Raw genomic sequence first — 3,538 nt, 5'->3', positions numbered from 1 at the left:
CCTAAAGCATCGTAGGTAAAATGTACTTGTAATTTATCTGGTCGTGTTACGGTTTGTAACATGCCAGCAGCATTCCACTCGTATTGCCAGTGGTCTTTTTTACTTCTAAAAATGCTGCTACTACCTTTGTACTTTTCGGTTAAAAAACCGTCGGCATCGTATTTATAGTTCCAGCTTCCTTTTTTCTCTAATCTTCCGCCTTTACTGTATTCTCTATCGTTATGGTTGTGGCAAACGAAACAAAATATGCTGCTGTTGGATTATGAAATTCATACTTTCTGCTCATACCTTAAAAATACAAAAAGCTACCTAAATGAATAGATAGCTTTTATTGTTTAATTCTTTTGTAGAACTTACTCGGTACGGCACTCGTTACAAACGTGCGCTAGCGAGGGAGAAAATGAAGAAGCAGATCTTTTTAAGAATCCAGACATGCTTGCTCGTTTTAAAGATATTCTTTCGTTTTCAAATGAAAAACAAAATCACATCTTTTTCACTCTAGATTCTATGATTAAAGCTATTAAATTAGAAAAAATTTAAACCATAAAAAAACCACAACTTTCGCTGTGGTTCTTTGTTTTTTTATATAGTGTATTTTAAGCATAATCAATGTCTAAAGACTCAAAACCATGACTAAGAAAAAGCTCTTTATCTTTTTCTGAAAAAGGTTTTTTACAGCTGCTAACACTTAAATGTTTTAAATTCTTGTGCTTTAATAAAGCTTCTATATTGATAATTTTATTATTATCTACTAATTCTAAACTTTCTAAATTCTTTAACTCTAAAAACAAATTACAATCTAATTCTAACCTATAATAAACAAGTTCTAACTTTTTTAATTTTTTAACTTTAACAATATTTTCTAAGGCTATTTTTTTTCCTGTACAGCCTAATAATCTTAAATTCTCTATATTTGAGTTTTCTAAAGGAGTAAATAAATCCCATTTTTTACCATAATTTATAGTTAACTCTTTCAAATTAGGCAATTCCGCTATTGCTAAAAGTTTTTCGTTTTTCTTTTCAACAGTAAAATCATATTCAATACTTTCTAAACTGGTAAGTTCCCTTAAGTTTATTTCATAAGGGTGTAATAATTCAGGTACAGATAAGTGTTTTAGGGTATTAAATTTTAAATTTTCTGACCATTTTTCTATATTCTGTTTTGAATAAACCTGTTTAGTTAAAATTAATTCTTCAATACTTGTTGGAATATCAATTTTTGATAACCAGTCTATAGGTAGTCTAACTGATTTAAGGTTAGGTAGTCTATTTAAAAAAGAAGGCAATTCTTTTATTTCACTAATTTCATCACCGTGTATAGAAAATATAACACCATCAACTTCTAAAATATCTTCTTCTTCAGTAGGATATTCTTCAAAAGTTTTTCCTAACATTGTTTCTCTAGCAAAACGGTTTCTCCTTTCAACCGAAAAAGACCACTGTTTGAATTCTGTCATTATTTGTTATATGTTGTTTTCTTACCTTTTTTAGATGCATTATAGTCATCTATTAATTTTTTGTTTCTATCATTTTTATGAAGTGCTTCTGCTCTTCTTTGATTTGTTTTAAATCCATCATCTTGAACTTTATCAAGTTCTATCTGTTCATAATGTCTTAAAATATTTCCTTTATTACTTCTTTCTGATTTACCGCCTCCTGCTGTTACATTATCTAAATCTACTTCTACAATTTCAATTGTAGTGTCTGGTTTTTTAATTAAATCTTGAGCTTTCTTATGGCTCGTTTGAGATAACCTGTCATGATTTATTATCACCAGTAAATCAAGCAAATCAATGAACGTCTTCATTTCTACTTTCTCAAAAGTACAAAATAAACTTACTGCATAAAAAAACCACAGCTTTTAAAACTGTGGTTCTTTGTCTTTTATATAACTACGAAGTTATCTTTTTATTTTAAAATATCTTTTAAGGGCAAAGAAAATGTAATCTTATCTCTTGTTCCTAGAACTTTAATTGCATCTTGCTCTATTACTAATTTCTTAACTCTATGTGCATACCTATATTCATCTGGTACAGTTTCTAAAATAACATTGTTATAAATTTCTACTTTATCTTGATACAATTTTAAAGTTAAAATAAATTTGTCTATTGTAACAGCACAATGTAGTTCAGCTAATAGTTTCCTAGTTGTATCGGTTTTCTTTTTCCCAAGCCATTCGTTAACAAAGTTTTTTTCTTTTAACTCTTTATAAGAAGCTAGCATTTCTGAACTTGGAATCTCATATTTAGCTTCAATCTTTTTAAAGGTATCAACCATATATTCGTAAATAAACTCTCTAAATTCATTATCTGTTTTTAAAGAATCATATTTCGCTTTGTCAAAACGAATAAAAATACCAACACACTTACTTAAGGTTATGTATGATTCATCAATATTAGACATTTTTTCTTCAGGATAACCGTGAAGAAATGTAATTACAATGCCATTATAATCTTTGACTTCGAACTTCAGTTTCTTTAAGCAAGTACGTTCAATATAATTACATATATGTTTAGTTTTTAATTTTAAATTATAGCAATAATCATAACAATCGTCAACTATTTTTTCTTTATTCTTTTCATTATCTATTTTTAGAGAATCACTATCAATTTGAAGTTGAAAGTCTAAATGTTTTAATGTCTTCATAGATTAATCAATTTCGGGAGATGGACGTTTATGTATATTTCTATCTAGTGTTCCACTATGTTTATTAGTATTTCCTTGTTCCCATTCATATATTTTTCCTCTTGCATTTTTCCCTCCCTTTTGGTGCTCAACTATTTTTGATGTATAAGGACCATTCTTAAACTCTGTTGGCTTGTTGTTTAAGTTTTTCACTTGTTTGTCGGCTCTTTTAGATTGGTTTCCATCAAATTTCCCACTACTTACACCTGTCTTTACGACTTTCCCATCTTTATTGTAAATCTCATATCCATGTTGAGCTTTTGTGTTTCTTTTATCATTACCATGATACGATTTTAGACCTAAAGCATCAATCCATCCATTTGGGTCTCCAACATAATTATAAAAATTAAATTCTCCACTATTTAACCCAATAGGATCGACAGAAATATACCTACCATCCTCAGGATCATAATATCTAAATCTATTATAAGCCAATTCAATTTCAGGATCATAATACTGCCCTTGATACATAAAAGGGCAACTATTATTATCTCCTGTAATTACCTTTCCAAAAGTATCCAGTTTACGTTCCCAAGTTTGTTCGCCTTCTGCATTATGCATGCTCGTTGGTGTACCCAAATGGTCTGCTAAAATACTAAATTTTTTGTTGTTTTTAAGTTTGGCTGTTGGTATAAAACTGTTTTCTTCAAAAACCCAAGTGACGATACCATTGTCGCCAACGGTGCTATTACTTAAAATGTCTCCGTTTTGGTTTTCTTTCCATTCGTGTAATGGTACGTTACCATCCCAAAGCCATTAGGTTGTGGTGCTTTTAAAGGTTTTACTTAGTCTTCTGCCTAAAGCATCGTAGGTAAAATGTACTTGTAATTTATCTGGTCGTGTTACGGTTTGT

4 protein-coding genes are annotated in these 3,538 nt (G+C 29.6%); all 4 read right to left on the bottom strand.

The window, feature by feature from the left end; genetic code table 11:
* Positions 1-596: 596 nt before the first annotated feature.
* Entirely contained in the window at positions 597-1,457 is an 861-nt protein-coding gene (locus ACVCXO_RS01105) for a hypothetical protein (protein ID WP_452227755.1), read from the bottom strand.
* Positions 1,457-1,807: a hypothetical protein gene (locus tag ACVCXO_RS01100; RefSeq protein ID WP_452227754.1), complete on the bottom strand. Its 351-nt coding sequence runs from the start codon at positions 1,805-1,807 to the stop codon at positions 1,457-1,459. Before ACVCXO_RS01100 ends, ACVCXO_RS01105 begins: the two co-directional genes overlap by 1 nt.
* A 101-nt stretch (positions 1,808-1,908) precedes the next feature.
* Positions 1,909-2,646, bottom strand: a complete 738-nt coding sequence (locus tag ACVCXO_RS01095; protein WP_452227753.1) for a hypothetical protein — start codon at positions 2,644-2,646, stop codon at positions 1,909-1,911.
* A 3-nt stretch (positions 2,647-2,649) separates the two neighbouring features.
* Positions 2,650-3,246: an RHS repeat domain-containing protein gene (locus ACVCXO_RS01090; RefSeq protein ID WP_452227752.1), complete on the bottom strand. Its 597-nt coding sequence runs from the start codon at positions 3,244-3,246 to the stop codon at positions 2,650-2,652.
* Between the last annotated feature and the right edge of the window lie 292 nt (positions 3,247-3,538).

The organism is Lacinutrix sp. MEBiC02404, assembly GCF_053601575.1.
Note: the sequence above shows the minus strand (reverse complement) of the source record. Positions and strands in the feature narration are given on the sequence as shown.

What these genes read in the sequence shown, in the direction of transcription:
- ACVCXO_RS01105 (WP_452227755.1), bottom strand. Translation starts at nt 1,457, where the DNA reads ATGACAGAATTCAAACAGTGGTCTTTTTCGGTTGAAAGGAGAAACCGT.
- ACVCXO_RS01100 (WP_452227754.1), bottom strand. Translation starts at nt 1,807, where the DNA reads ATGAAGACGTTCATTGATTTGCTTGATTTACTGGTGATAATAAATCAT.
- ACVCXO_RS01095 (WP_452227753.1), bottom strand. Translation starts at nt 2,646, where the DNA reads ATGAAGACATTAAAACATTTAGACTTTCAACTTCAAATTGATAGTGAT.
- ACVCXO_RS01090 (WP_452227752.1), bottom strand. Translation starts at nt 3,246, where the DNA reads ATGCATAATGCAGAAGGCGAACAAACTTGGGAACGTAAACTGGATACT.